The 24980-nt window shown below is 58.3% G+C and carries 23 protein-coding genes; 10 read left to right on the top strand and 13 right to left on the bottom strand.

What is annotated here, in order from left to right; all coding sequences use genetic code 11:
• Positions 1 to 59 precede the first annotated feature (59 nt).
• The 5 genes from AC0J6G_RS06590 to sdhC all read right to left on the bottom strand — a co-directional run bounded on the left by AC0J6G_RS06590 (position 60) and on the right by sdhC (position 6385).
• Positions 60 to 2891 (bottom strand): 2-oxoglutarate dehydrogenase E1 component, encoded by a 2832-nt coding sequence (locus AC0J6G_RS06590; protein WP_475252403.1) that lies wholly within the window; start codon positions 2889 to 2891, stop codon positions 60 to 62.
• 247 nt (positions 2892 to 3138) lie between these two features.
• Positions 3139 to 3846 (bottom strand): succinate dehydrogenase iron-sulfur subunit, encoded by a 708-nt coding sequence (locus AC0J6G_RS06585; RefSeq protein ID WP_475253631.1) that lies wholly within the window; start codon positions 3844 to 3846, stop codon positions 3139 to 3141.
• 26 nt (positions 3847 to 3872) lie between these two features.
• Positions 3873 to 5645 carry a succinate dehydrogenase flavoprotein subunit gene (sdhA, locus tag AC0J6G_RS06580; RefSeq protein WP_475252401.1) on the bottom strand — a complete coding sequence of 591 codons (1773 nt, stop codon included), beginning with the start codon at positions 5643 to 5645 and terminating at the stop codon, positions 3873 to 3875.
• A gap of 3 nt (positions 5646 to 5648) precedes the next feature.
• Positions 5649 to 6017: a succinate dehydrogenase, hydrophobic membrane anchor protein gene (sdhD, locus tag AC0J6G_RS06575; RefSeq protein WP_475252399.1), complete on the bottom strand. Its 369-nt coding sequence runs from the start codon at positions 6015 to 6017 to the stop codon at positions 5649 to 5651.
• A complete protein-coding gene (gene sdhC, locus AC0J6G_RS06570; RefSeq protein ID WP_475252397.1) occupies positions 6011 to 6385 on the bottom strand; it encodes a succinate dehydrogenase, cytochrome b556 subunit in 375 nt (124 codons plus the stop codon). Before sdhC ends, sdhD begins: the two co-directional genes overlap by 7 nt.
• A 361-nt stretch (positions 6386 to 6746) precedes the next feature.
• Here sdhC and gltA point away from each other — a divergent pair, with 361 nt between their 5' ends.
• The gene (gene gltA, locus AC0J6G_RS06565) at positions 6747 to 8021 is read left to right on the top strand and encodes a citrate synthase (protein WP_475252389.1); all 1275 of its coding nucleotides are present in this window, start codon (positions 6747 to 6749) and stop codon (positions 8019 to 8021) included.
• A gap of 74 nt (positions 8022 to 8095) precedes the next feature.
• Here the strand turns inward: gltA and AC0J6G_RS06560 are convergent, their stop codons facing one another.
• Entirely contained in the window at positions 8096 to 8359 is a 264-nt protein-coding gene (locus AC0J6G_RS06560) for a YkgJ family cysteine cluster protein (protein WP_475252387.1), read from the bottom strand.
• A gap of 175 nt (positions 8360 to 8534) precedes the next feature.
• Positions 8535 to 9413 (bottom strand): NAD(P)-dependent oxidoreductase, encoded by an 879-nt coding sequence (locus tag AC0J6G_RS06555; RefSeq protein ID WP_475252385.1) that lies wholly within the window; start codon positions 9411 to 9413, stop codon positions 8535 to 8537.
• Between the two features lie 337 nt (positions 9414 to 9750).
• Between AC0J6G_RS06555 and ppnP the strand changes: the two genes are divergently transcribed.
• On the top strand, positions 9751 to 10032 hold the full coding sequence (ppnP, locus tag AC0J6G_RS06550; RefSeq protein ID WP_475252383.1) for a pyrimidine/purine nucleoside phosphorylase: 282 nt from the start codon (positions 9751 to 9753) through the stop codon (positions 10030 to 10032).
• Positions 10033 to 10404: 372 nt separating this feature from the next.
• The gene (locus tag AC0J6G_RS06545) at positions 10405 to 11049 is read left to right on the top strand and encodes a TetR/AcrR family transcriptional regulator (protein WP_475252381.1); all 645 of its coding nucleotides are present in this window, start codon (positions 10405 to 10407) and stop codon (positions 11047 to 11049) included.
• 163 nt (positions 11050 to 11212) lie between these two features.
• Here the strand turns inward: AC0J6G_RS06545 and AC0J6G_RS06540 are convergent, their stop codons facing one another.
• Positions 11213 to 11653: a GlcG/HbpS family heme-binding protein gene (locus AC0J6G_RS06540; protein WP_475252379.1), complete on the bottom strand. Its 441-nt coding sequence runs from the start codon at positions 11651 to 11653 to the stop codon at positions 11213 to 11215.
• Positions 11654 to 11991: 338 nt separating this feature from the next.
• On the opposite strand from AC0J6G_RS06540, the gene gcl reads away from it, so the two are divergent.
• The 7 genes from gcl to AC0J6G_RS06505 all read left to right on the top strand — a co-directional run bounded on the left by gcl (position 11992) and on the right by AC0J6G_RS06505 (position 20561).
• Positions 11992 to 13767 carry a glyoxylate carboligase gene (gene gcl / locus AC0J6G_RS06535; RefSeq protein ID WP_475252377.1) on the top strand — a complete coding sequence of 592 codons (1776 nt, stop codon included), beginning with the start codon at positions 11992 to 11994 and terminating at the stop codon, positions 13765 to 13767.
• Between the two features lie 110 nt (positions 13768 to 13877).
• Entirely contained in the window at positions 13878 to 14660 is a 783-nt protein-coding gene (hyi, locus tag AC0J6G_RS06530) for a hydroxypyruvate isomerase (RefSeq protein WP_475252375.1), read from the top strand.
• 26 nt (positions 14661 to 14686) lie between these two features.
• Complete coding sequence (locus AC0J6G_RS06525; RefSeq protein WP_475252373.1) at positions 14687 to 15577, top strand: 2-hydroxy-3-oxopropionate reductase; 891 nt, start codon at positions 14687 to 14689, stop codon at positions 15575 to 15577.
• Positions 15578 to 15886: 309 nt separating this feature from the next.
• The gene (locus AC0J6G_RS06520) at positions 15887 to 17161 is read left to right on the top strand and encodes a glycerate kinase type-2 family protein (protein ID WP_475252371.1); all 1275 of its coding nucleotides are present in this window, start codon (positions 15887 to 15889) and stop codon (positions 17159 to 17161) included.
• The gene (gene pyk / locus AC0J6G_RS06515) at positions 17158 to 18573 is read left to right on the top strand and encodes a pyruvate kinase (protein WP_475252369.1); all 1416 of its coding nucleotides are present in this window, start codon (positions 17158 to 17160) and stop codon (positions 18571 to 18573) included. The genes AC0J6G_RS06520 and pyk overlap by 4 nt, the downstream gene beginning before the upstream one ends.
• Positions 18574 to 18710: 137 nt before the next feature.
• A complete protein-coding gene (locus tag AC0J6G_RS06510; RefSeq protein ID WP_475252367.1) occupies positions 18711 to 19664 on the top strand; it encodes an urea transporter in 954 nt (317 codons plus the stop codon).
• 60 nt (positions 19665 to 19724) lie between these two features.
• Entirely contained in the window at positions 19725 to 20561 is an 837-nt protein-coding gene (locus AC0J6G_RS06505; RefSeq protein ID WP_475252365.1) for an ion transporter, read from the top strand.
• A 60-nt stretch (positions 20562 to 20621) separates the two neighbouring features.
• Here AC0J6G_RS06505 and argR read toward each other — a convergent pair whose 3' ends face one another.
• From argR to AC0J6G_RS06480, 5 genes are all read right to left on the bottom strand, one after another.
• Entirely contained in the window at positions 20622 to 21602 is a 981-nt protein-coding gene (gene argR / locus AC0J6G_RS06500; protein ID WP_475252363.1) for a transcriptional regulator ArgR, read from the bottom strand.
• Between the two features lie 67 nt (positions 21603 to 21669).
• Positions 21670 to 22434, bottom strand: a complete 765-nt coding sequence (locus tag AC0J6G_RS06495) for an ABC transporter ATP-binding protein (RefSeq protein ID WP_475252361.1) — start codon at positions 22432 to 22434, stop codon at positions 21670 to 21672.
• Positions 22435 to 22452: 18 nt separating this feature from the next.
• Entirely contained in the window at positions 22453 to 23565 is a 1113-nt protein-coding gene (locus AC0J6G_RS06490) for a succinylglutamate desuccinylase/aspartoacylase family protein (protein ID WP_475252359.1), read from the bottom strand.
• A gap of 10 nt (positions 23566 to 23575) precedes the next feature.
• A complete protein-coding gene (locus AC0J6G_RS06485; protein WP_475252356.1) occupies positions 23576 to 24274 on the bottom strand; it encodes an ABC transporter permease in 699 nt (232 codons plus the stop codon).
• Between the two features lie 15 nt (positions 24275 to 24289).
• Entirely contained in the window at positions 24290 to 24979 is a 690-nt protein-coding gene (locus tag AC0J6G_RS06480) for an ABC transporter permease (protein WP_475252354.1), read from the bottom strand.
• Between the last annotated feature and the right edge of the window lies 1 nt (position 24980).

Raw genomic sequence — 24980 nt, 5'->3', positions numbered from 1 at the left:
TCCTTAAATTCGGTTTCTTCTGGCAGGCGGCCCAGTCGGCCGCCTGCTGCGCAAAGGCGTTAAACAGTAAAGGCGTCTTGCAGGAGTTTTTCCTGCTGTTCCGCGTGCATCGATGCATAGCCACAAGCTGGAGCAGCGGACGCATCACGACCAGCGTACTCAAGGAACAAGGCCTTCTTGTGCGCGGTGATCACGCGACGCATATGGTGCTGGCTGCAATACCAAGCCCCTTGGTTCATCGGCTCTTCCTGACACCAGACGACATGCTTGAGGTTCTTGTACGGCGCCAGTACCTCAGCCAGATCGTCTTCTGGGAACGGATAGAGCTGCTCGATACGCACAATGGCAATATCTTCACGACCTTCGTTGCGACGCTTTTCCAACAAATCGTAATAGACCTTACCGCTGCACAGCACCAGGCGTTCGACCTTCTTCGGATCGAGCGCGTCGATCTCTGGAATTACTGTCTGGAACGAACCGTCAGCCAAGTCTTCCAGTGTCGAGATAGCTAACTTGTGGCGCAGCAGAGACTTCGGCGTCAATACGACCAATGGTTTGCGCAGGGGACGAATCACCTGCCGGCGCAGCAAGTGGTAGATCTGCGCAGGCGTGGTCGGTACCGCGACTTGCATGTTGTGCTCAGCGCACAGTTGCAGGTAGCGCTCCAAACGTGCCGAACTGTGCTCTGGCCCCTGCCCCTCATAACCGTGCGGCAGCAACATGGTCAGACCGCACAAGCGACCCCACTTGTGCTCACCGCTGGAGATGAACTGGTCAAACACCACCTGAGCACCGTTGGCAAAATCGCCAAACTGAGCTTCCCAGATCACCAGCGCGTTGGGCTGGGTTGTGGCATAGCCATATTCAAAGGCTAGGACGGCCTCTTCCGACAGGAAGGAGTCATACAGCTCAAAGCGTGGCTGACCGTCGTACAGGTTCTTCAGCGGCAAGTAGGTGCCGGCATCTTTCTGGTTGTGCAACACGGCATGGCGGTGCGAGAAGGTGCCACGCCCGATGTCCTGACCGGTCATGCGGATCGGGTGACCTTCAAACAACAAGGTGGCGTAGGCCATAGTTTCGGCGTAGCCCCAGTTGATCGGCAGCGCACCGGCGCTCATCTTCTGGCGATCTTCAAGAATCTTGGCAACCTGGCGCTGAACCACAAAGCCCTCAGGAATTTCCAACAGCTTATTGGACAGTTCCTGCAGGGTTTTCAGCTCAAAGCTGGTGTCATGGCGAGCGGTCCAGGCATGGCCCAGGTATGGACGCCAATCAACGAACAACTCTTTGTTCGGCTCCTTAACTAAGCTCTTAACAACATGCTGACCGTTGTCCAGCGCAGTGCGGTACTCATCAATCTTGGCCTGAACATCATCCGTCGATTGACGTGCGGCATTGATCAGTACTTCGGCATACAGCTCGCGCGTGGTGCGCTGCTTGCTGATTTGCTGATACATGATCGGCTGGGTGCCATTAGGCTCGTCTGCTTCGTTGTGGCCGCGGCGGCGGTAGCACACCAAATCAATCACCACATCACGCTTGTACTGCATGCGGTAATCGACAGCCAGCTGGGTAACAAACAAAACAGCTTCAGGATCATCGCCGTTCACGTGCAGAATCGGCGCTTGAATCATCTTGGCAACGTCCGTGCAGTACTCGGTAGAGCGCGAGTCCAGCGGGTTGCTGATGGTGAAGCCAACCTGGTTGTTGATCACGATGTGGATGGTGCCGCCCGTTTTAAAACCACGGGTTTGCGACATCTGGAAGGTTTCCATAACCACACCCTGACCGGCGAATGCCGCGTCACCGTGTAGGGAAACTGGCAACACTTTCTCCCCAGATTCATCACTGCGGCGATCCTGGCGAGCACGCACCGACCCTTCGACCACCGGAGAAACGATCTCCAAGTGCGACGGGTTAAAGGCCATAGCCAGGTGTACTTCACCGCCCGCCGTCATCACGTTGGAGGAGAAGCCCTGGTGATATTTCACGTCACCAGACGACAGGCCAGCGGTTTTCTTACCTTCAAACTCGTCGAACAGGTCGCGCGGGTTCTTGCCGAAGGTATTAACCAGCACGTTGAGGCGGCCACGGTGAGCCATGCCGATAACGATTTCCTTGGTGCCGTAGGAACCGGAACGCTGGATCACTTCATCAAGCAGTGGAATCAGGCTTTCACCGCCTTCCAAACCAAAACGCTTAGTACCCGGGTACTTGGTGCCCAGGTATTTTTCCAAGCCTTCAGCTGCGGTCAGGCGCTCAAGCAGATGGCTCTGCATATCGGCAGAGAAATCCGGACGACCACGTACGCTTTCCAGACGCTGCTGGAACCAGCTGCGTTGCTCGGAATCGACAATGTGGGTGAACTCAGCACCGATGGTGCGGCAATATGTCTGCTGCAGCGCATCGCGAATTTCGCGCAGAGTAGCCTCTTCCTTACCAATAAACAGACCACCGGTACGGAAAGTGGTGTCTAGATCGGCGTCGGTAAGACCATAGTGATTGATTGCCAGATCAGCCGGAGCAGGACGTTGCCAAAGGCCAAGCGGATCGAGCTGAGCAGCCTGATGGCCGCGCATGCGATAAGCCTGAATAAGGCGCAGCACTTCAACCTGCTTCTTCTCGTGCTCACTGCTCACGCTTCCAGCAGACACCGGCTGAGCGCGGCGCTGATTTTTAGCGAGCAGGACGAAATGATCGCGAATCGTTGAGTGCGATACATCTGTGGCGGCGCTGCCGTCAGTCGGCAACTTCTGGAAGTAGGTGCGCCACTCTTCTGGCACAGCGTTGGGATCGTGCAGGTAAAGCTCATAGAGCTCTTCCACATAGGCAGCGTTGCCACCGGATAGGTGGGCACTGTCCCACATGCGCTGCATCACGCTTTCTTGCATGCTTGGTCACCCTCGGTAAGGGGACACCACCGGCGAGGAAACCGTATGGCCGTCAGTCCTGAAGCAGCGACTGGTAAGCCACTACGGATCCCGCAGATAGTCCGGGCACCAGCCCGAATGCCCCTGCTGGTCGTCATATTTTTCAAAGTAGGAACCACCGCTTTGTGAGCAGCAGCCCTGGCTAAAACTACGGCGCTGGCATTAAACCAGCGCCGCAGGTGTTACGGGTTTAACACACAACCGCGAATCAGGTACCGCTCTGCAGCAACATGTTGCGCACGTGACCGATTGCCTTGGTTGGGTTCAGACCCTTAGGGCAAACATTCACGCAGTTCATGATGCCGCGGCAACGGAACACGCTGAACGGATCATCCAGCGACGCCAGACGTTCTTCAGTCTTGGTATCACGGCTGTCCGCCAGGAAGCGATAAGCCTGCAGCAATGCAGCTGGGCCGAGGAACTTATCAGGGTTCCACCAGAACGACGGGCAGCTGGTCGAGCAGCAAGCGCACAAGATGCACTCGTACAGACCGTCCAGCTTCTCGCGTTCTTCCGGGGTTTGCAGGCGCTCAATAGCGGGCGCCGGCGTATCGTTCTGCAGGTAAGGCTGCACCTTCTCGTACTGCTTGTAGAAGATGCTCATATCAACCACCAAGTCACGAATGACCGGCAGACCTGGCAGCGGACGAATCACCAGCTTGCCGCCAGTAAGGCCGGTAGACGACAACGGTGTGATGCAGGCCAGGCCGTTCTTACCGTTGATGTTCATGCCGTCAGAGCCACATACACCCTCACGGCAGGAACGACGATAAGAGAAACCCTGATCCTGTTCCTTGATCAACGCCAGCACGTCAAGGACCATTACGTCCTTACCGCCCGTGTCAACCTGGAACTCCTGCATAAACGGGGCAGAATCCTGCTCCGGGTTATAACGATAAACGCTTACTTGCAACAGATTGGCTTGCGACATATCGGCCACCCTTAGTAAGTACGAATCTTGGGTTCAAACGCTGGAACGGTCTTGGGCGTGAAGTTAACCGCACGTTTACCGACGCGCTTCTCACCTGGGAAGTACAGGGAGTGGCACAACCAGTTCTCGTCGTCACGCTCTTCAAAGTCTTCACGGGCGTGAGCACCACGAGATTCCTTACGGACCTCAGCTGCCACAGCAGTTGCCTCAGCAACTTCGAGAAGATTTTGCAATTCCAATGCTTCAATACGCGCAGTGTTAAACGCCTGACTCTTGTCTGCGATTTTAACGTTCGAGATACGCTCACGCAGGTCGGTCAGTTGTTGGATGCCCTTTTGCATGTACTCGCCGGTGCGGAACACACCGAAGTAGTTTTGCATGCAGTTCTGCAATTCTTTACGCAGCGGCGCAACGTCTTCGCCAGTGGTGCGCTCGTTGACACCCGCCAGACGCTTGAGCGACAGCTCGATGTCAGTTTCGGAGGCGTTACGTGCTTCTACGCCTTCTTTCAGCGCTTTCTCCAAGTGAATGCCGGCTGCACGACCGAATACCACCAGATCAAGCAACGAGTTACCACCCAGACGGTTAGCACCGTGAACAGATACACAAGCCACTTCGCCGACCGCAAACAGACCGTCGATGATCTTGTCGTTGCCGTTAGCATCTTGGGTGATGGCCTGACCATGAATGTTGGTCGGCACACCGCCCATCATGTAGTGGCAGGTCGGCACGACCGGAATCGGCGCGACCACAGGATCGACGTGAGCGAAGGTCTTGGACAGTTCGCAGATACCTGGCAGGCGGCTATGCAGCACTTCCTCACCCAGGTGGTCGAGCTTCAGCATCACGTGATCGCCGTCAGGACCACAGCCGTTACCGGCAATGATTTCCTTAACCATCGAACGCGCAACCACGTCACGACCCGCGAGGTCTTTAGCGTTCGGCGCATAGCGCTCCATGAAACGCTCGCCGTGCTTGTTGATCAGGTAACCACCTTCACCACGGCAACCTTCGGTCACCAAGGTGCCCGCACCCGCGATACCGGTAGGGTGGAACTGCCACATTTCAATGTCCTGCACCGGCACGCCAGCACGCAAGGCCATGCCCACGCCGTCGCCAGTGTTGATCAGGGCATTGGTAGTCGATGCGTAAATACGACCGGCACCGCCGGTGGCCAAAACAGTAGCCTTGGAGCGGATGTAGACGGTTTCGCCAGTTTCGATGCAGATGGCGATAGTGCCGACCACAGCACCGTCCTGGTTTTTCACCAGATCAACTGCATACCATTCATTAAGGAACGAAGTACCGGCTTTCAGGTTCGCTTGGTACAGGGTATGCAACAGCGCATGACCGGTACGGTCAGCTGCAGCGCAGGTACGCGCCGCTTGAGTTGGGTTATCTGGACCTTTGGACTGTCCGCCGAACGGGCGCTGATAAATACGCCCCTGCTCGGTACGGGAGAACGGCAGACCCATGTGTTCCAATTCAAATACGGCTTCCGGACCCACAGAGCACATGTATTCGATAGCGTCTTGGTCACCGATATAGTCGGAACCCTTGACGGTGTCGTACATGTGCCAGCGCCAATCATCATTCGGATCAGCCGAGGCGATGGCGCAAGTGATGCCGCCTTGCGCTGACACAGTGTGCGAGCGCGTTGGAAAAACCTTGGTGACAACAGCGGTCTTGTGACCACCCTGAGCCAGTTGCAATGCAGCGCGCATACCCGCGCCGCCGCCACCAATGATGATGGCGTCATAAGATAGAGTGCGAATGCTTGTCATGGATTAATTACCCCAAAAAATCTGCACGCCCCAGACGAAAAACGCGAACATGACAACGCCACACGCGGCCTGGAACAGAAAACGCACAACAGTCGCCCACTTACCCAGCGCCATCGGCGTCAGGTAGTCGGTGGAAATTGTCCACATGCCAACCCAGGCGTGAACGCTGAGCGCCACCAGTGTTAACAGACTGAAGATACGCATTGCGTTATTGGAGAACAGCGCCTGCCACTCGGCGTAACCCATACCCGGGTTGAACACGATAAAACCGAGCAGAAACAGCACATAAGCCGCGAGGACGACAGCAGAGACACGCTGCGCCATCCAGTCATAAAGACCCGAACGCGAGAAGTTAGTGACGTTGGTTACCATATCCACACCCCCAGTAGCACGATCACGACCGCCGATACGACGAGAACGATTTTCGAACCCAGCTTGCCGCCTTCCAGCGTCTCACCGATGCCCATGTCCATGATCAGGTGGCGTACGCCGGCCACCAGGTGGTACAGCAGAGCAGACAGCAAACCCCAAATCACGAATTTGGCCAGCGGACTGGTCAAACATTCAGACACCTGGGCAAAACCCTCTTCGGAGGTCAGCGACTTGTCGAGGCCATACAACAGGATGGCGATACCAACAAAGAGAATGACACCGGAGATACGGTGAAGAATGGACGTGTAAGCAGTGATTGGGAGTTTGATAGTCCTAAGGTCTAGGTTTACAGGTCTTTGGCTATTCACGGCTTTTCATCACACTGAGAGCCCCAACTATCAGGGCAAAGTTGTCGGGAGGTGCACTGGTCAGGTACCCATCACCCAAGGAGTGACAACTACCAAAATACGGGCGCAAAGCCCTTGGTAGTTGGGCGCAGAGTATAGACAGTTAGGTTACTAATGACAATGCAAAGCCCCCTACCTAAAAGCGCATTGCACCGTACTAAAAAATGGCGTAAAGGGCGCTTTTTATAGCCCATAAATCCCCCGCAAACCCTTCTGCCGCCTGGGTTTTCGCAAATTGACATTCGGATTTATCTCACTATAGTGGTGCGGGCCCTGCGTGGGGGGCAGTCAGATGATTTCAAGCATAACTAGGAGGCCAAACATGGCTGACAAAAAAGCGCAGTTGATCATCGAGGGCGCAGCCCCCGTCGAGCTGCCCATTTTAACCGGCACCGTTGGTCCCGATGTAATTGACGTGCGGGGCTTAACCGCCACGGGCCGTTTCACTTTTGATCCTGGCTTTATGTCCACCGCCTCGTGCGAATCGAAGATCACCTACATCGATGGCGACCAGGGCATCCTGCTGCACCGCGGCTACCCCATTGAACAGCTGGCAGAACAATCCGACTACTTAGAAACCTGCTACCTGCTGCTGAACGGCGAATTGCCGAACGCAGAACAAAAAGCCACATTCGTTAGCACCATCAAGAACCACACTATGGTTCACGAGCAACTGAAGACCTTCTTCAACGGCTTCCGCCGCGATGCTCACCCGATGGCCATCATGTGCGGTGTAGTCGGCGCCCTGTCGGCCTTCTACCATGACTCCTTGGACATCAATAACCCGCATCACCGCGAAGTCTCGGCCATGCGCCTGATCGCCAAGATGCCAACCATCGCCGCCATGACCTACAAGTACTCCATGGGTCAGCCGATGATGTACCCGCGCAACGACCTGAACTACGCGGAAAACTTCCTGCACATGATGTTCAACACCCCGTGCGAGATCAAACCGATCAGCCCGGTACTTGCCAAGGCTATGGATAAGATCTTTATCCTGCACGCCGACCATGAGCAGAACGCCTCTACCTCTACCGTACGCCTGGCAGGCTCCTCGGGCGCTAACCCGTTCGCCTGTATCGCTGCTGGTATCGCCGCCCTCTGGGGTCCGGCGCACGGCGGCGCCAACGAGGCCGTACTGAGCATGCTGGATGAGATTGGCGATGTGTCCAACATCGACAAATTCATCGCCAAAGCCAAAGACAAGAACGATCCGTTCAAGCTTATGGGCTTCGGTCATCGCGTTTACAAAAACCGCGACCCGCGTGCCACCGTGATGAAGCAGACCTGCGACGAAGTACTGAAAGAGCTGGGCATTAAAAACGATCCGCAGCTGGAATTGGCGATGCGTCTGGAAGAAATTGCCCTGACCGACCCGTACTTCAAAGAGCGCAACCTGTACCCGAACGTTGACTTCTACTCGGGCATCATCCTCAAGGCTATCGGTATTCCGACCAGCATGTTCACCGTGATCTTCGCCCTGGCGCGGACCGTCGGCTGGATCTCGCACTGGAAAGAAATGCTCTCCAGCCCTTACAAGATTGGCCGTCCACGCCAGCTGTACACCGGCTACCCGCAGCGCGACCTGAACAAGTAATCCAGGTCTCACCGCACAAAAAAGGCTGCCCTCGGGCAGCCTTTTTTGCATCTGCGCAGCCAGTTATAGAGGTGTTAACCAACTGACGCAGAAGTGCTCTGCTCCAGCCAGCCAATCAACTGCAGAGCCTCTGCAGTGCTGCTACCACACACGTACTCGGCGGCATGAAACGCCGAACACACCGCCGGCCGTTCAGGCTGGCCGAAGATCTGGCAATAGTTATTGGCTTCTAACTGCACGCAACGCACACCCGCTGGCTTTCCAGCGGGCATACCCGGGATGGGGGAACTGATCGAAGGGGCAATGCAGCAGGCGCCGCAGCCGGCACGGCAATTCATCAAAAGCAGACCTCAGGTACGCATAAGCAATAGTAAAGCGGCAGTTTACGACGCCTTGCCTGCAAGCAGTATTTGACAGCTAACGATTCGGACGAAAGAAAAGAGCAATGCGGTAAGCATTGACACTCACCACCCAAAGCCTGTGAGCGGTGCTTTACGCATCGATGGATAATCCTTAGCTCAGCGTACGGCCCTGTAAACGAGCCAGCAGGCTGGATGTGTCCCAGCGCCCGCCCCCCATGTTTTGCACATCCGCATAAAACTGATCAACCAACGCCGTAACCGGCAACTGCGCACCGTTGCTGCGCGCCTCAGCCAGCAGGATAGACAAGTCCTTACGCATCCAATCGACGGCGAAACCGTGCTCGAATTCGCCCGCCAACATCGTTTTGTGACGGTTTTCCAGCTGCCACGACTGCGCCGCACCTTTACTGATCACCTCCATCGCCCCCTGCGCATCAAGCCCGGCGCACTGAGCAAAATGCAGCGCCTCAGACAAGCCTTGCACCAGGCCAGCAATACAGATCTGGTTGACCATTTTGGTCAGCTGACCGCTACCCGCCTCGCCCATTAGGCGAACCATGCGTGCGTAAGCCTGAAGAATCGGCTCAGCCTTGGCGTAGACCGCTGCCTCACCACCGACCATAATGGTTAACACACCGTTCTGCGCGCCCGCCTGACCGCCGGACACTGGCGCATCGAGAAAGCCCAGCTGCTGATCAGCTGCCAGCGCCGCCAGCTCGCGGGCGACCTGCGCCGAGGCTGTAGTGTGATCAATCAGCACCGCACCGGGCTGCATACCAGCAAAGGCGCCCTGCTCGCCCAACACTACGCCGCGCAGATCATCGTCATTGCCAACGCAAACCATTACATAATCAGCGCCCACAGCCGCTTCACGCGGGGTCGGCGCATAACTGCCAGCGTACTCAGCGTCCCACTGTTGAGCCTTAGCAGCAGTGCGGTTGTACACACAAACTTGATGCCCAGCACGGGCCAAATGCCCAGCCATCGGGTAGCCCATTACGCCCAACCCGATAAACGCCAGCTTTGCCATATACACCTCTTCTTTGAATTACTGCTCAAGTCCGCCGTCAGCCACCGGCAAAGGCCCACCTAAACGCGCCGTGCAGACACCTAGCCGTAGCATGACCGCCACACGGGACGAGCGCCAGTACAGCCACAGGGCAAAACGGTGGAGAAGCGCCCAACACACCTGCTTACCCACTGTCGTTGGGATTACCACGCAAAGCAGATGACGAAGAAATAGCGCTTGGGCATACTGGCGTGCCTTTTTATGCTCAGCGATAGGCGGGTTAAATGTGGCTGCAGGCCATGTTTAATTTCCTGCCGTTGCTGACAGCCAGCCTTTAATCCACTTCGAGGAACTGCAGATGTTTAAGGTCAATGAGTACTTTGATGGCACTGTTAAATCCATCGCCTTCGGTATGGCGCAAGGGCCCGCCACCATTGGTGTGATGGCTGCCGGCGAATATGAGTTCGGTACCAACCAACTGGAAGTGATGCACGTAGTCGCTGGCGCCCTGACCGTGAAGCTGCCGGGCAGCGAAAGCTGGGAAACCTTCACCAGCGGCAGCCACTTCACCGTGCCGGCCAACAGCAAGTTTCAACTCAAGGTGGCAGCAGATACCGCCTACCTGTGCGAATACCGCTAAGTCACACGGCACCTGAAAATACCCCAGCGCGTCCGCATTCTCTCTCGGCGCTGGGGTGTTGGGCGCAACAATGCAAAAGCCCGATGCCGCAATGGCATCGGGCTTTTAGTTTTTCAGCGTGAGCACCGAGCCCCCCCCCAAGGCCCTGAACACTCACGGCCTCCCTTCTGACGCCAAGCAGGCCGAGTTTTTTGTCGCGAGGCGATAAAGACGGTTAGAAACAGAAAAGCTAAATCGTGTATACAACAGCCTGACTCACAAGTCAAATAGCGCGCTAAACCCCGCCTGGCGCGCCTTGAGCGCTGCGCAAAGCCGGTGCTACCATGCCCGCCGCTGCCCAGCGCCGGGCGATTGACAGAAGCAACGAGGCTTATGACCAGTATTCGCGAACGCAACAAAGAGCTGATTTTACGCGCAGCCAGTGAGGAGTTCGCCGACAAAGGCTTTGCTGCCAGCAAAACCAGCGATATCGCGGCCAAAGCCGGAGTGCCCAAGCCCAACGTTTATTACTACTTCAAGTCGAAAGAAAACCTCTATCGCGAAGTGCTTGAAAGCATCATCGAACCGCTGCTGGAGGCCTCTGCACCGTTCAACCAGCCGGGCAAACCTGCCGACGTGTTGCGCGCCTATATCCACTCAAAGATCCGCATCTCACGCGAACTGCCGTCGGCCTCCAAAGTGTTCGCCAGCGAGATCATGCACGGTGCGCCGCACCTGTCCGCCGACCAGACGGCGCAGCTCAATGCCCAAGCCAAACACAATATCGCCTGCATCCAGCGCTGGATCGATCAAGGCCTGATGGCCAAGGTGGATCCGCATCATTTGCTGTTCAGCATTTGGGCGGCCACTCAGACCTATGCCGACTTCGATTGGCAAATTTCTACCGTCACCGGCAAAGCTCGCCTGGATGAAGACGACTACGAAGCGGCAGCGCAGACCATCATTCGCCTGGTGATCAAAGGTTGCGAGGTCGACGAAAGCCAAACCAGCCCATCCGAGCAGGTCATTAGCGCGTAAGCCTGGCATCCACCCTGCCGGAGCAAACGACTTGAATAAAAACGGTGAGTGCCGCACAGCACTCACCGTTTTTTATTGCTTACGAAAACTGTAGAAGGTGCTTTAGCGGCCGCGCTTAATTGCTTCGGCAGCAGCTGAAGCATTCCCCACAAGCCGCGTATCGTTAGGCGGCGATGCCTGCATCCGGCTTGAGCCCCACCGACTCCACAGCGCTGATTGCGCACTGCTCATCGATGTCAGAGGTGTCGCCAGTGATACCCACAGCACCGATCACCTCGCCGCGCTCATCACGAATCAACACACCACCCGGTGCTGGCACCAGTTGGCCGGCGGCCAAGTTGTTCACCGCGCCAATAAAGGCAGGGCGCTGCTGAGCATCAGCGGCGATCAGGCGTGAACCCTTGCCTAATGCCAACGCGCCCCAGGCTTTACCGATAGCAATTTGCGGGCGTAGCAGGCTCGCACCGTCTTCACGTTGCAGGCTAATCAGGTGGCCACCTGCGTCTAGCACCGCCACCGTCAGCGGTGCGGCAGAGATTTCACGGGCAACCGCCAGGGCGCGATGGCTGATAGTGGTGGCGATGTGCAGATTCAACGTACTCATGTTGGGTCTTCCTCGATGCTGATAAATCCTACGAAACGCCCGATGCAGCGCCACCTCCACAGCAGCCAGCAAACACCAAGCCATCCAAAACTGAACACCACTATCTCACCAGAAACAAAAAACTCAATAGACGAATACAATACACGTAGTATTTGTATACATAAACAAACACTCACATCCACACAAACTCAGGTTACGCAGCTAAAACAGGTGTTTTAAAAGAATTTTGCCAAGGGCTCACCTCGACAACAAAACGGGTTGACCTGAAGGTCAGGCCATGAATAGAATCTCAGCCAGATGTTTTGTATACAATTTGATAACAATAGAGGCACAAGACAATGGCCAAAATGAGAGCAATCGAGGCCGCCGTACTGGTGATGCGCCGCGAAGGCGTTGAAACTGCGTTCGGCGTTCCAGGCGCTGCCATCAACCCCCTGTACGCTGCACTGGAAAAAATCGGCGGCATCGACCACGTACTGGCTCGCCACGTCGAAGGCGCCTCGCACATGGCTGAGGGCTACACCCGCACCAACGCCGGCAATATCGGCGTGTGCATCGGCACCTCCGGCCCAGCCGGCACTGACATGGTGACCGGCCTGTATTCGGCCAGCGCCGACTCCATCCCGATTCTGTGCATCACCGGCCAAGCGCCGCGTGCCCGCATGCACAAGGAAGACTTCCAGGCCGTCGACATCACCAGCATCGTCAAGCCGGTGACCAAATGGGCGACCACAGTCATGGAGCCGGGCCAAGTGCCGCGCGCCTTCCAGAAAGCCTTTTATGAAATGCGCAGCGGCCGCCCTGGCCCTGTGCTGATCGACTTGCCGTTCGACGTGCAAATGGCCGAGATCGAATTCGACATCGACGCCTACGAGCCTCTGCCACTGGCCAAGCCGGCGGCTAACCGGGTTCAGGCTGAAAAAGCCCTGGCCATGTTGAATGACGCCGAGCGCCCACTGCTGGTTGCCGGCGGCGGTATTTTCAACGCTGACGCAGCTGACAAGCTGGTCGAATTTGCTGAATTGACCGGCGTGCCGGTTATCCCAACCCTGATGGGCTGGGGCGCGATCCCGGATGACCACAAGCTGATGGTCGGCATGGTTGGTCTGCAAACCTCGCATCGCTACGGCAATGCCACCCTGCTGGAATCCGACCTGGTGTTCGGTATCGGTAACCGTTGGGCCAACCGCCACACCGGCAGCATCGATGTGTACACCCAAGACCGCAAATTCATTCACGTCGACATCGAGCCGACGCAGATTGGCCGCGTATTCAACCCGGACCTGGGCATTGTTTCTGATGCCGGCGCCGCGCTGGATGCCTTTATCGCGGTGGCTAAAGAATGGAAAGCCGCTGGCAAACTGAAAGACCGCAGCGCCTGGGTTGATTCCTGCCGGGATCGCAAGCGCACCCTGCAGCGCAAAACCCACTTCGACAACGTGCCGGTCAAGCCGCAGCGCGTTTACGAAGAGATGAACGAGTTCTTCGGCAAGGACACCTGCTACGTCAGCACCATCGGCCTGTCGCAGATTGCCGGTGCGCAGTTCCTGCACGTGTACAAGCCGCGTCACTGGATCAACTGTGGTCAGGCCGGCCCACTCGGCTGGACCATTCCGGCGGCGCTGGGTGTAGCCAAGGCTGATCCGACCCGCAACGTTGTAGCGCTGTCCGGCGACTACGACTTCCAGTTCATGATCGAAGAAATGGCCGTAGGCGCGCAGTTCAACCTGCCCTACATCCATGTGGTGGTGAACAACTCCTACCTGGGCCTGATCCGTCAGTCGCAGCGCGGTTTCGACATGGACTACTGCGTGCAGTTGGCCTTCGAAAACATCAACGCGCCGGAACTCAACGGTTACGGCGTTGACCATGTAGCAGTGGTTGAAGGTCTGGGCTGTAAGGCTGTGCGCGTATTCGAGCCGAACGATATTCAGGCCGCATTCGCCAAAGCCAAAGCCCTGATGGAAGAGTTCCGCGTGCCGGTCATGGTTGAAATCATTCTGGAGCGCGTCACCAACATCTCCATGGGTGTTGAAATCAATGCGGTTAACGAGTTTGAAGAACTCGCTGAGCGCGGCATCGACGCACCGACCGCGATTTCACTGCTGGATTGATGCAACCGTAGGGTGGATGGCCACCCCAAGGAAAACCGCGAGCGTTTTCCATCACCATTGGTGGATGTGCTGCGCGCCGTCCACCCTACGAATTTTAAAAGGAGCACACCATGCCCCGTTTTGCCGCCAACCTGTCCATGCTGTTCACCGAAGTGGACTTTCTGGACCGTTTTGACGCTGCCGCAGCCGCCGGCTTTAGCGGTGTCGAATACCTGTTCCCTTACGACTACCCGGCTGAGGTGATCAGGGCCCGCCTGGACGCCAACCAGCTTGAGCAAGTGTTGTTCAACCTGCCGGCCGGCGATTGGGCCAAAGGCGAGCGCGGTATCGCTTGCCACCCCGACCGTGTGGAAGAGTTCCGCGCAGGCGTCGTGCAAGCCATCGCCTACGCCAAAGTGCTGGGCAACCAGCAGATCAACTGCCTGGCCGGCATCCGCCCGCAGGGTTACGACTGCGCCACCGTCGAGGCGACCTTTGTCGACAACCTCAAGTTTGCTGCAAGCAAGCTCGAAGCGGCCGGCATCAAGCTGGTCATGGAAATGATCAACACCCGCGACATCCCTGGCTTCTACCTGAACACCACCGCACAGGCGCTGGCTGTTCGCGACAAGGTCGCCAGCAGCAACCTGTACCTGCAATACGACATCTACCACATGCAAATCATGGAAGGTGACCTGGCGCGCACCGTCGAAGCCAACTTGGCCGTGATCAACCATGTGCAGTTGGCCGACAACCCAGGCCGTAACGAGCCGGGTACGGGCGAGATCAACTACCGCTTCCTCTTCGAGCACCTGGACCGCATCGGCTACCAGGGCTGGGTCGGCTGTGAATACAAGCCAGCCACCACCACTGCGGCCGGCCTCGGCTGGATGAAAGCGCACAACGCAATCTGAGCCCCACTCTTTAGGAGCGTTTTTTCATGGCTAAAATCGGATTTATCGGCACCGGCATCATGGGCAAGCCTATGGCGCAAAACCTGCAAAACGCCGGGCACACCCTGTTCTTCTCGGAGCATTTTTCCAAGGCGCCGGCTGACCTGCTGGGCGACAACGGCGTTGGCCTGGCCAATCCGCGCGACGTGGCGCAGGAAGCCGAGTTCATCATCATCATGGTGCCGGACACCCCACAGGTTGAAGACGTCCTGTTCGGCAAAGACGGTATTGTCGAAGGTGTAGGCGCAGGCAAAGTAGTGATCGACATGAGCTCGATCTCGCCGACGGCCACCAAGGTATTCGCCGACAAGATCAAAGCAACAGGCGCGGCCTACCTCGACGCGCCGGTTTCTGGCGGTGAAGTGGGCGCCAAAGCGGCCACCCTGTCGATCATGGTCGGCGGCTGCCCGAAAGCCTTCGAGCGCACGCTGCCGCTGTTCCAGGCGATGGGTAAGAACATCACCCACGTCGGCGGTAATGGCGACGGCCAGACCGCCAAGGTCGCCAACCAAATCATCGTCGCCCTGAACATTCAGGCTGTCGCTGAAGCCCTGCTGTTCGCCGCCAAAAACGGTGCCGACCCGGCCAAGGTGCGTGAAGCACTGATGGGTGGCTTCGCCGGTTCGAAGATCCTTGAAGTGCACGGCGAGCGCATGATCAAAGGCACCTTCAACCCAGGTTTCCGCATCAGCCTGCACCAGAAAGACCTTAACCTGGCGCTGGCCGGGGCTCGCGAGCTGGGTCTTAACCTGCCTAACACCGCCAATGCCCAGCAAGTGTTCAGCACCTGCGCAGCCATCGGTGGCAGCAACTGGGACCACTCGGCGTTGATCAAAGGCCTGGAACACATGGCTAATTTCAACATCCGCGGTGAGTAAGTAATAGGTTTCAGGGCGGGGTCAGCCGCACTGAAACAACCCTTTCGATCTGCCCGGCAGGCGGTGTCACGGCCTGCCTGCCGGGTGGATCGATTCTAGTGCGCAGCGTCTTTAATAAGGACACTGCGCACTAGAATCGAAGGGCCTATTTAAAGGTCCGCAAGCGAGAGCCATGCCAGGCGAAAATAGGCGAGCAAGCGCTGTGTACGGCTGTACATAGGCTTTGCCAACCTATTTTTAACGCAGCACGGCTAACGCGCAGCAGACCTCAAACAGGTTCTAAGTTGATCCAGCCCCAGAGAGATCGCCATGTCCATCGATCCGCAAAGCCTGCTGCGCGACCTATTCGCCAGCGCCATCAACGCCGCCCATCCGCGCCAGGTTCTGGCTGACCATCTACCCGCTGACCGCAGCGGCCGCGTCATTGTCATCGGGGCCGGCAAAGCCGCAGCGGCGATGGCCGAAGTCATCGAACAAACGTGGCAAGGCGAGGTGTGCGGCCTGGTGGTTACCCGCTACGAACACGGCGCCAATTGCCAAAAAATCGAGGTGGTGGAAGCCGCGCACCCGGTGCCGGATGACGCTGGTGAGCGCGTGGCCCGCCGCGTGCTGGAACTGGTGAGCAACCTCAGTGAAAGCGATCGGGTGATTTTCCTGCTGTCCGGCGGCGGCTCTTCCCTGCTCGCCCTGCCTGCCGCCGGCATTTCACTGGCCGACAAACAAGCTATCAACAAGGCACTGCTGAAATCCGGCGCCACCATTGGCGAGATGAACTGCGTGCGCAAGCACCTTTCGGCCATCAAGGGCGGTCGTTTGGCCAAAGCCTGCTGGCCGGCCAGCGTGTACACCTACGCGATTTCCGATGTGCCGGGTGATGAAGCCACGGTGATTGCGTCCGGCCCAACCGTGGCCGACCCAACCACCTCCGCCGAAGCCTTGGCGATTCTTGCCCGTTACAACATCGAGATTCCCGCCAACGTGCGCTGCTGGTTGCAAAATCCGGCCTCGGAAACCGTCAAACCTGGCGACCCCTGCCTGGCGCGCAGCTACTTCCAGCTGATCGCCCGCCCGCAGCAGTCGCTGGATGCCGCCGCTGCCGTGGTGCTCGCCGCCGGCTTACCAGTGCTGATTCTCGGCGACCTTGAAGGTGAATCGCGGGAAGTGGCCAAGGTACACGCGGGCATCGCCAAGCAGGTGCGCCTGCATGGCCAACCGCTGCAAGCGCCCTGCGTGATTCTTTCCGGCGGCGAAACCACCGTGACGGTGCGCGGCAATGGCCGTGGCGGCCGCAATGCCGAGTTTCTGCTCAGCCTCACCGACAGCCTAAAAGGCCTGCCTGGGGTTTATGCGCTGGCGGGTGACACCGATGGCATCGACGGTTCAGAAGACAACGCCGGGGCCATCATGACCCCCGACAGCTATGCCCGTGCCCAAGCGCTGGGCCTGAGCAGCAGTGATGAACTGGACAATAACAACGGTTATGGCTACTTCGCCGCCCTCGATCAGCTGATCATCACCGGGCCGACACGGACCAACGTCAACGATTTTCGCGCCATTCTTATTCTCGAAGGTTCTGCCCAATGAACGCCGATAAAAAAGTAAAAATCCTCGCCACCCTTGGCCCTGCGATTAAATCCATCGACGATATCCGTCAGTTGGTGGAAAACGGCGCCAACCTGTTTCGCCTCAACTTCAGCCATGGCGAACACGCCGATCACGCAGAGCGCTACAACTGGGTGCGCGAAGTTGAACAACAGCTGAACACCCCGATCGGCATCCTGATGGACCTGCAAGGCCCGAAACTGCGCGTGGGTAAATTTGCTGAGGGCAAGGTGGTGCTAGAGCGCGGCCAGAGCCTGCGCCTGGACCTGGACAGCACGCCGGGCAACGCGCAGCGGGTGAATCTGCCGCACCCGGAAATCATCGAAGCACTGCAGCCGGGCATGAGCTTGCTGCTTGATGATGGCCGCTTGCGTTTGCAGGTCACCGCTAAGCATGCCGATGCCGTCGATACCTGCGTAATCGCTGGCGGTGAGTTGTCTGACCGCAAAGGCGTCAACGTGCCAGAAGCGGTGTTGCAACTCTCGCCGTTGACCGCAAAAGACCGCCGCGACCTGAGCTTTGGCCTGGAGCTGGGCGTAGATTGGGTGGCCCTGTCGTTTGTGCAACGCCCGGAAGACATCCTCGAAGCCCGCGAGCTGATTCAGGGTAAAGCCTTGCTGATGGCTAAAATCGAGAAGCCCTCGGCGGTGACTCACCTGGAGGCTATCGCCAAGCTGTGCGACGCGATCATGGTTGCCCGTGGCGACCTGGGCGTGGAAGTACCCGCTGAAAACGTGCCGCGCATCCAGAAAGACATCATCCGCACGTGCCGCCAACTCGGCCGGCCGGTGGTGGTGGCCACACAAATGCTTGAATCGATGCGGTTCTCCCCGGCGCCGACACGTGCCGAAGTCACCGACGTGGCCAACGCTGTGGCTGAAGGCGCGGATGCGGTGATGCTCTCGGCAGAAACAGCCTCCGGTGACTACCCGCAAGAAGCCGTGCAGATGATGAGCAAAATCATCCGCCAGGTGGAAAGCGGCCCGGACTTCCAGGCCCAACTCGACGTCAGCCGCCCACAAGCCGAAGCCACGGCATCGGACGCCATCAGCTGCGCGATCCGCCGCATTAGCACCATCCTGCCGGTGGCTGCACTGGTTAACTACACCGAGTCGGGTAGCTCCAGCCTGCGCGCCTCCCGTGAGCGCCCCAAAGCGCCGATCCTCAGCCTGACGCCGAGCCTGAATACCGCACGCCGCTTGAGCGTGGCCTGGGGCGTGTACTCGATGGTCAACGCGCGCCTGAGCAAAGTGGAAGACGTCACCCGCACAGCCATGGAGTTGGCCCGCGCCACCGGCCTGGCGAAAACGGGCGACACCGTGGTGATTACCGCAGGCGAACCCTTTGGACAGCCGGGCAGCACCAACAGCCTGCGCATCGAGATTCTGCATTGAGTGATGCCTGCGGCGGCGCCTAGCCGGCGTAGCCAATACCGCTCCCCCTGGCTTTGCCAGTTTGAAGGCACCCCCTGTTCCCGCAGTGGGTGCCTCTTTTTGTCGCGCCCGGTGATTGTTTATTCAGGTGTACCCGTATGTCTCCCCTTCCGCTGTCCGGCCACGCCGTACAGGGCTTTCGCGCCTTACTAAACGGCTTTAGCCAGATATTTCTCCAAGCCCACCCCGGTTGCGGCCTGCTCGTGCTGTTGGCCATCGCTATTGGCGCACCGCAGCTACTGGGGGCTGCACTGCTCGGCGGCCTCAGCAGCACACTGACGGCGCAGCGCCGCGGTTATGCCCGTGCGGATATCGAACTGGGTCTGTACGGCTATAACGGCATTTTGTTGGGCATGCTGATCAGCCTGCAATTTGCCTGGTCAATCTTGCTGCCACTGCTGATCATGCTCTGTGCTGGGCTTTCCAGCCTGATACTGCAGCCCTGGATGCAACGTATGCGTGAGCGGCAGTGGCTGCCGGCCTTCACCTTCCCTTTTGTGCTGCTGAGTTGGCTGCTGTTATGGCTGGCTCCAGCCCTGCAATTAGAGCTGCTTGCGCCTGGCCCGAGCCTACCCCTGCCGCTCGATTGGCCAACCGCACTGCTGGCCATAGCCCGGGGCCTGGGTCAGGTGATCTTCCTCGACCATCCCCTAGCCGGCGTGTGCATCTTACTGGGCGTACTGCTGGCTGATCGACGTGCCGCGCTGTGGGCGCTGCTGGGCTCTGCTGGCGGCTTAGCCCTGGCGTTGAACCAAGGGTTAGCGCAACACAGCGCGCTTATCGGGCTGTATGGCTACAACGCAGCACTGGCAGCCATTGCACTCAGCCAAGTGCAGCGCCGGGTCTGGCTGCCCGCCTTGGGTATCATTTTGGCCCTAATATTACAGCCGGGCTTCAGCACCCTAGGCCTGCCAGCCCTGACCATGCCGTTTATTCTCGCCTGCTGGCTGGTGAGCGCCGCCCAACGCCTGCTGCGCCGGGCAGCAATGGAGTGCACGCCACGGCCCCCCAGCAAACGCAAAGCCTTGCATCGTCAGGACAAAACTCCCTAGGCTGCACGCCGAGTCGTTCACCTTTGGCAAGAACGACGCCAACGGAGCAGCCAGAACACTATGGACACGCCGCACAACCTGCGTCAGCAGCTGCACAGCATCATCTTCTTTACTGACACACCGGCCGGGCAGCGTTTCGACCGTTACCTGCTGCTGGCCATTTTGGCCAGCCTGATCGTGGTGATGCTGGACAGCATTGACAGCGTTCACAGCCAGTATGAAGCGCTGCTGGCCGGTATTGAGTGGGCGTTTACCCTGCTGTTCGCCATCGAATACCTCGTGCGCCTGTACTGCTCGCCAAAACCCTTGCGCTACGCGTTCAGCTTTTTCGGCCTGATTGATTTGTTGGCGATTCTGCCGGGCATCTTGGCGCTGTTTTATGGTGACGCTCAGTACTTACTGATCATCCGAGTGATCCGCATGCTGCGGGTCTTCCGCGTGCTGAAACTCAGCCCTTATCTGCGCCAGGCTAATTTCTTGCTGACGGCGCTGCGCGGCAGCAAGCAGAAGATCATCGTATTCTTCGCCTGTATTGCCATCCTGGTGACCGTGTTCGGCACCCTGATGTACGTGATCGAAGGTCCCGCACACGGGTTTACCAGCATTCCCAAGAGCATTTACTGGGCAGTGGTCACGCTCACCACCGTAGGCTTTGGCGATATTGTGCCCAGAACGCCATTGGGTCAGGCCCTGTCGAGCCTGGTGATGATCACCGGTTACTCGATCATTGCAGTGCCCACGGGCATCTTCACTGCTGAACTGGCGAATGCCATGCGCGGCGGCGACCAACTGAACCACGATTGCCCGAGCTGCGCGAAAAACGCCCACGAATATGCGTCCGCCTTTTGCAGCCGCTGTGGCAATCCACTGTTCCCACGGCAAAACCAACAGGAGTGAACCATCAGCACACATAAAAAACCGCAGCTCGCTGCGGTTTTTCGTGGCTACACAGTTATTTCAGCCGCGCTCAACCGAGCTCGACGTCAGCTCGAACGGGCTGTTACTGCGGCGCTGGTTGCGGTCTTCACGCGGGGTGGCGCCGAAGAAATTACGGTAGGCGCTGGAGAAGTGCGGGCCCGAGGAGAAGCCGCAGGACAAGCCGATCTGGATGATCGATTTGCTGGTTTGCATCAACAACTGACGCGCCTTGTTCAAGCGCAACTCAAGGTAATACTGGCTGGGCACACGGTTGAGGTATTGCTTGAAGATGCGCTCCAGCTGACGGCGTGACACGCAGACATGCTGGGCGATTTCGTCGGTGGTCAGCGGCTCTTCGATATTGGCTTCCATCAGCAGCACCGCCTGAGTCAGCTTGGGATGGCTGGAGCCCAGGCGATTCTGCAACGGAATGCGCTGACGCTCGCCGCCTTCGCGAATACGCTCCACCACCAATTCTTCCGAGACCGCGCCCGCCAGCTCCGCGCCATGGTCACGAGCCAGCAAGGCCAGCAGCAAATCGAGCACCGCCAAACCACCGCACGCGCTGAGGCGATCACGGTCCCAGTCAAACAGGTGACTGGTGGCAATCACCTTGGGGAAGCGCTCAGTGAAATCGTCCTGCCAGCGCCAGTGCACCGACGCGCGATAACCATCCAACAGCCCCAACTGCGCCAACGGGTAAACCCCAGCCGCAATCGCACCGATCACACAACCGCCGCGCACCACTTGTTTGAGTGCGGCCGCGAGTGTGGCCGGCATGGCGCCCGGTGGCTCATCAGCAAGTAGAAAGAGCTTCTGGCAGCCCTCGAGCTTACCCAGCCAGGGCTCGCCCGGCAGTTGCCAAGCACCGTCAAGCGGCGCTTCAGCCTGCAGGAACACCAACTCGTAGACCACTTCAGGGTGGACGCGCTGGGCGACGCGCAGCGCTTCCTCAGCCAAGGCCAGCGTCAGGGGCTTGGTGGAGGGCCAAAGCAGGAAGCCAATTCGGTGGGCAGTCATGGGGGGCAGTTTAGGCTCTGATGGCGATTATGGGCATAGCACGGAGGCGCACGTTTGTTGCCGCAGGTTATTTCAGGCTACCCGAGAGGAACTGCTGCAAGCGCTCGGATTGCGGGTTGGCCAACACCTCACGCGGGCAACCGCGCTCTTCTACGACGCCCTTATGCAGGAACACCAGCTGGTTGGACACTTCGCGGGCAAAGCCCATCTCGTGGGTCACCACCACCATGGTACGGCCTTCCTGGGCTAAGTCCTGCATCACCTTGAGCACTTCACCGACCAATTCTGGATCGAGGGCCGACGTTGGCTCGTCAAACAGCATCACCTCAGGCTCCATGGCCAGGGCGCGGGCAATCGCCACACGCTGCTGCTCGCCGCCGCTCATGTGCGCGGGGTAGGCATCTTTACGGTGGACCACGCCAACCTTATTCAGGTAGTGCTCAGCCTTTTCCAGAGCCTCTTTCTTGCTCATGCCGAGCACGTGCACCGGGGCTTCCATGACGTTTTCCAGGGCGCTCATGTGCGACCACAGATTGAAGTGCTGAAACACCATGGACAGGCGCGAACGCATGCGCTGCAGCTGCTTGGCATCGCCTGCCTTGAGGCCACCGTCTTTGTTGGCGACTAATTTCAGCTCTTCGTTGTTGAGCAGAATTTTGCCGCTGTGCGGCTGTTCCAGCAGGTTGATGCAGCGCAGGAAGGTGCTTTTGCCTGAACCACTGGAGCCGATGATGCTGATCACATCGCCGGCCTTGGCCGCCAATGACACGCCCTTCAGCACTTCATGGCTGCCGTAGCGCTTGTGCAGATCCTGAACTTCAAGTTTGTACATGGTTTCCACTCTCTTGAATCAGTCGCTGAGCAAGCGACCCTGGCGAATAGGGGTACGACCGGCCACCTTGGCCAACCACAAACCGGGCTGGGCAAAACGCAACCGTTCACGCGCATAGAGCACACCATCTGTAACGGCACAGACGGTTGTGTGGCGATCGTCCAGAGGATCGATCACCTCAAACAAGGGATCGCCGGCCAACACCCGCGCACCCACTGGCTGCAGAAAACTCACCACCCCAGCGTGCGGGGCATAGGCATATTGCGCACCGTCAAAGGGCGTGGCGTCACAGGCCACACTCGGTGCGGGCGGCCAGTCACCGGCTATCAGTCCCTGCCCAGCCAGAAAAGCCAAAATACTCTCGGCGCTGGTGTGTGCCTCAGGCTTGCCTGTGTCAGCCATGCCACCCAGCTCGACCGTAACCGCCAGGCAGGCCAGCGGCACCGCGGCCTCTGGGAAGAGCCGTGCCAGACGCACCCAGGGTAAAGCGCAGGCTTCATCGAAGGAGTTGCCGCCGGAATCTTCCACAGTCAACGCCGCGCTGGCACCCAACCGAGCAGCCAACGGGCGCAGCTGAGCCCATTGTTGTGGCAGCAAATACAGGTGCACTGCGGCATCAAAATCACAGTGCAGATCGAGCACCACATCCGCATCGCAAGCATGCTTGAGCAGCAGGCGCTGCAAGCCTTGCAACTCCGAGCCCGCCGGCGGCAAGGCTTCTAGCGCGGCCTGCATCGCAGCGCGAATCAGCCGCACATTGCTGGGGCCATCAGTGCCCAGGCAGCCATCCAGCGCTGGTGCGATGGCATCTGCCAGGTCAGTGAAATCGCGATTGAAGTTCTTGCCGCTGGCCAGTTCAAAACGCCCCTGATGGGCCGCCTGAAACACCTGCCCCAAGCCAATCGGGTTGGCCACGGGCACCAGTTCGATCACACCCGTTAGGCGGCCTTGAGCTTCCAATTCACGCAAGCGCTGTTTGAGCTCAACCGCGACGCGCATCCCAGGTAGCTCATCGGCGTGCAAAGAAGCCTGAATATAGGCCTTGCACGGACCACTGCCGAAACGGAATACGCTGAGGCGGCGCTCAGTACCGGGGCAGCCCCAGGGCAATGGATGGTCGATACGCTGCATGGCTCGTTCCTCAGGCTTTGCGCGGCGCCAGGTAAGCCAGCCAGCGACGCTCGGCCAACTTGAACAGGCGTACGAGGATAAAAGTCAGGCACAGGTAAAACAGGCCGGCGGTGATAAACGCCTCAAACGGCAAGTAATACTGCGAGCTGACAGTCCGAGCTGCGCCGGTGATATCGATCAGGGTCACAATCGAGGCCAGCGAGGTGGTGTGCAGCATCATGATCACTTCGTTGCTGTACTGCGGCAGTGCACGGCGCAGCGCGGAGGGCAACAGGATGCGCCGGTACAGTTTGCCGCGCGACATGCCCATGGCCTTGGCGGCCTCAATCTCACCGTGCGGGGTCGCTTTCAGGCTACCGGCCAAAATCTCGGCGCTGTAAGCGCTGGTGTTAATGGCAAACGCCAAACATGCACAGAAGGTGGCGCTGGAGAGGTACGGCCACATGAAGCTGTCACGCACCGCATCAAATTGGGCCAGGCCGTAATAGATCAGAAACAGCTGCACCAGCATCGGCGTGCCGCGAATCACGTAGGTGTACAGCCATGCGGGGAAGTTAACCCACGCCGACTTAGACACACGCATCAAGCCCAGGGGAATAGCCAGTGCCAGGCCGAACGCCAGGGCAATCAGCAGAATTTTCAGGGTAACCAGTACACCGCCAAAGTACAGCGGCAGGTTTTCCACGATTACGTTGTAGTCAAAGATCATCGCTGCGCTCCCCGCTTACAGATCAGCGGCTTTGATGCCGACCGAGTAACGTTTTTCCAGGTAACGCAAAGCCAGCAGCGAGACGCTGGTCAGCACCAGATACAGGGCCGCAACAGCCAGGTAGAAGGTGAATGGCTCGCGGGTGGCATCGGCGGCACTTTTCGCCTTGAACATCATGTCCTGCAGGCCGACCACGGAAATCAGTGCGGTGGCCTTGGTCAGCACCAACCAGTTGTTGGTGAACCCAGGAATGGCGAAGCGAATCATCTGCGGCACCAGAATGCGGAAGAACACCTGCATGCCACTCATGCCGTAAGCCGCACCGGCCTCGGCCTGACCTTTGGGGATGGCCATAAAGGCCCCACGAAAGGTCTCCGACAGGTAAGCACCAAAAATAAAGCCCATGGTGAACACGCCGGCAATAAAGGGGTTGATATCGATGTAGTCGTCGTAACCGAACATGGGCGCCAGACGATTCACCATGTCCTGACCGCCATAGAAAATCAGCAGGATCAGTACCAGATCGGGAATCCCGCGGATCACCGTGGCGTAGGTTTCACCCAGCAGCGCCAGCCACTTGATCGGCGACAGGCGAAACGCTGCACCCAGCAAACCCAACACGATGGCCACTGCCATCGACGTCAGCGCCAGAATCAGGGTGAGCCAGGCACCCTCCAGAATGGTCGAGCCGTAGCCGTTGAGCATG

This window comes from Pseudomonas sp. TS_SC_3 (assembly GCF_056156225.1).
This window is presented reverse-complemented; position numbering and strand designations above follow the sequence as displayed.

Coding starts and splice junctions, on each gene's coding strand:
- pyk (WP_475252369.1), top strand. CDS start 17,158: ATGAACGCCGATAAAAAAGTAAAAATCCTCGCCACCCTTGGCCCTGCG.
- AC0J6G_RS06560 (WP_475252387.1), bottom strand. CDS start 8,359: ATGAATTGCCGTGCCGGCTGCGGCGCCTGCTGCATTGCCCCTTCGATC.
- argR (WP_475252363.1), bottom strand. CDS start 21,602: ATGACTGCCCACCGAATTGGCTTCCTGCTTTGGCCCTCCACCAAGCCC.
- AC0J6G_RS06505 (WP_475252365.1), top strand. CDS start 19,725: ATGGACACGCCGCACAACCTGCGTCAGCAGCTGCACAGCATCATCTTC.
- sdhA (WP_475252401.1), bottom strand. CDS start 5,645: ATGACAAGCATTCGCACTCTATCTTATGACGCCATCATCATTGGTGGC.
- gcl (WP_475252377.1), top strand. CDS start 11,992: ATGGCCAAAATGAGAGCAATCGAGGCCGCCGTACTGGTGATGCGCCGC.
- AC0J6G_RS06555 (WP_475252385.1), bottom strand. CDS start 9,413: ATGGCAAAGCTGGCGTTTATCGGGTTGGGCGTAATGGGCTACCCGATG.
- AC0J6G_RS06540 (WP_475252379.1), bottom strand. CDS start 11,653: ATGAGTACGTTGAATCTGCACATCGCCACCACTATCAGCCATCGCGCC.
- sdhD (WP_475252399.1), bottom strand. CDS start 6,017: ATGGTAACCAACGTCACTAACTTCTCGCGTTCGGGTCTTTATGACTGG.
- AC0J6G_RS06485 (WP_475252356.1), bottom strand. CDS start 24,274: ATGATCTTTGACTACAACGTAATCGTGGAAAACCTGCCGCTGTACTTT.
- AC0J6G_RS06525 (WP_475252373.1), top strand. CDS start 14,687: ATGGCTAAAATCGGATTTATCGGCACCGGCATCATGGGCAAGCCTATG.
- hyi (WP_475252375.1), top strand. CDS start 13,878: ATGCCCCGTTTTGCCGCCAACCTGTCCATGCTGTTCACCGAAGTGGAC.
- AC0J6G_RS06495 (WP_475252361.1), bottom strand. CDS start 22,434: ATGTACAAACTTGAAGTTCAGGATCTGCACAAGCGCTACGGCAGCCAT.
- AC0J6G_RS06590 (WP_475252403.1), bottom strand. CDS start 2,891: ATGCAAGAAAGCGTGATGCAGCGCATGTGGGACAGTGCCCACCTATCC.
- AC0J6G_RS06490 (WP_475252359.1), bottom strand. CDS start 23,565: ATGCAGCGTATCGACCATCCATTGCCCTGGGGCTGCCCCGGTACTGAG.
- AC0J6G_RS06545 (WP_475252381.1), top strand. CDS start 10,405: ATGACCAGTATTCGCGAACGCAACAAAGAGCTGATTTTACGCGCAGCC.
- gltA (WP_475252389.1), top strand. CDS start 6,747: ATGGCTGACAAAAAAGCGCAGTTGATCATCGAGGGCGCAGCCCCCGTC.
- AC0J6G_RS06480 (WP_475252354.1), bottom strand. CDS start 24,979: ATGCTCAACGGCTACGGCTCGACCATTCTGGAGGGTGCCTGGCTCACC.
- ppnP (WP_475252383.1), top strand. CDS start 9,751: ATGTTTAAGGTCAATGAGTACTTTGATGGCACTGTTAAATCCATCGCC.
- AC0J6G_RS06520 (WP_475252371.1), top strand. CDS start 15,887: ATGTCCATCGATCCGCAAAGCCTGCTGCGCGACCTATTCGCCAGCGCC.
- AC0J6G_RS06510 (WP_475252367.1), top strand. CDS start 18,711: ATGTCTCCCCTTCCGCTGTCCGGCCACGCCGTACAGGGCTTTCGCGCC.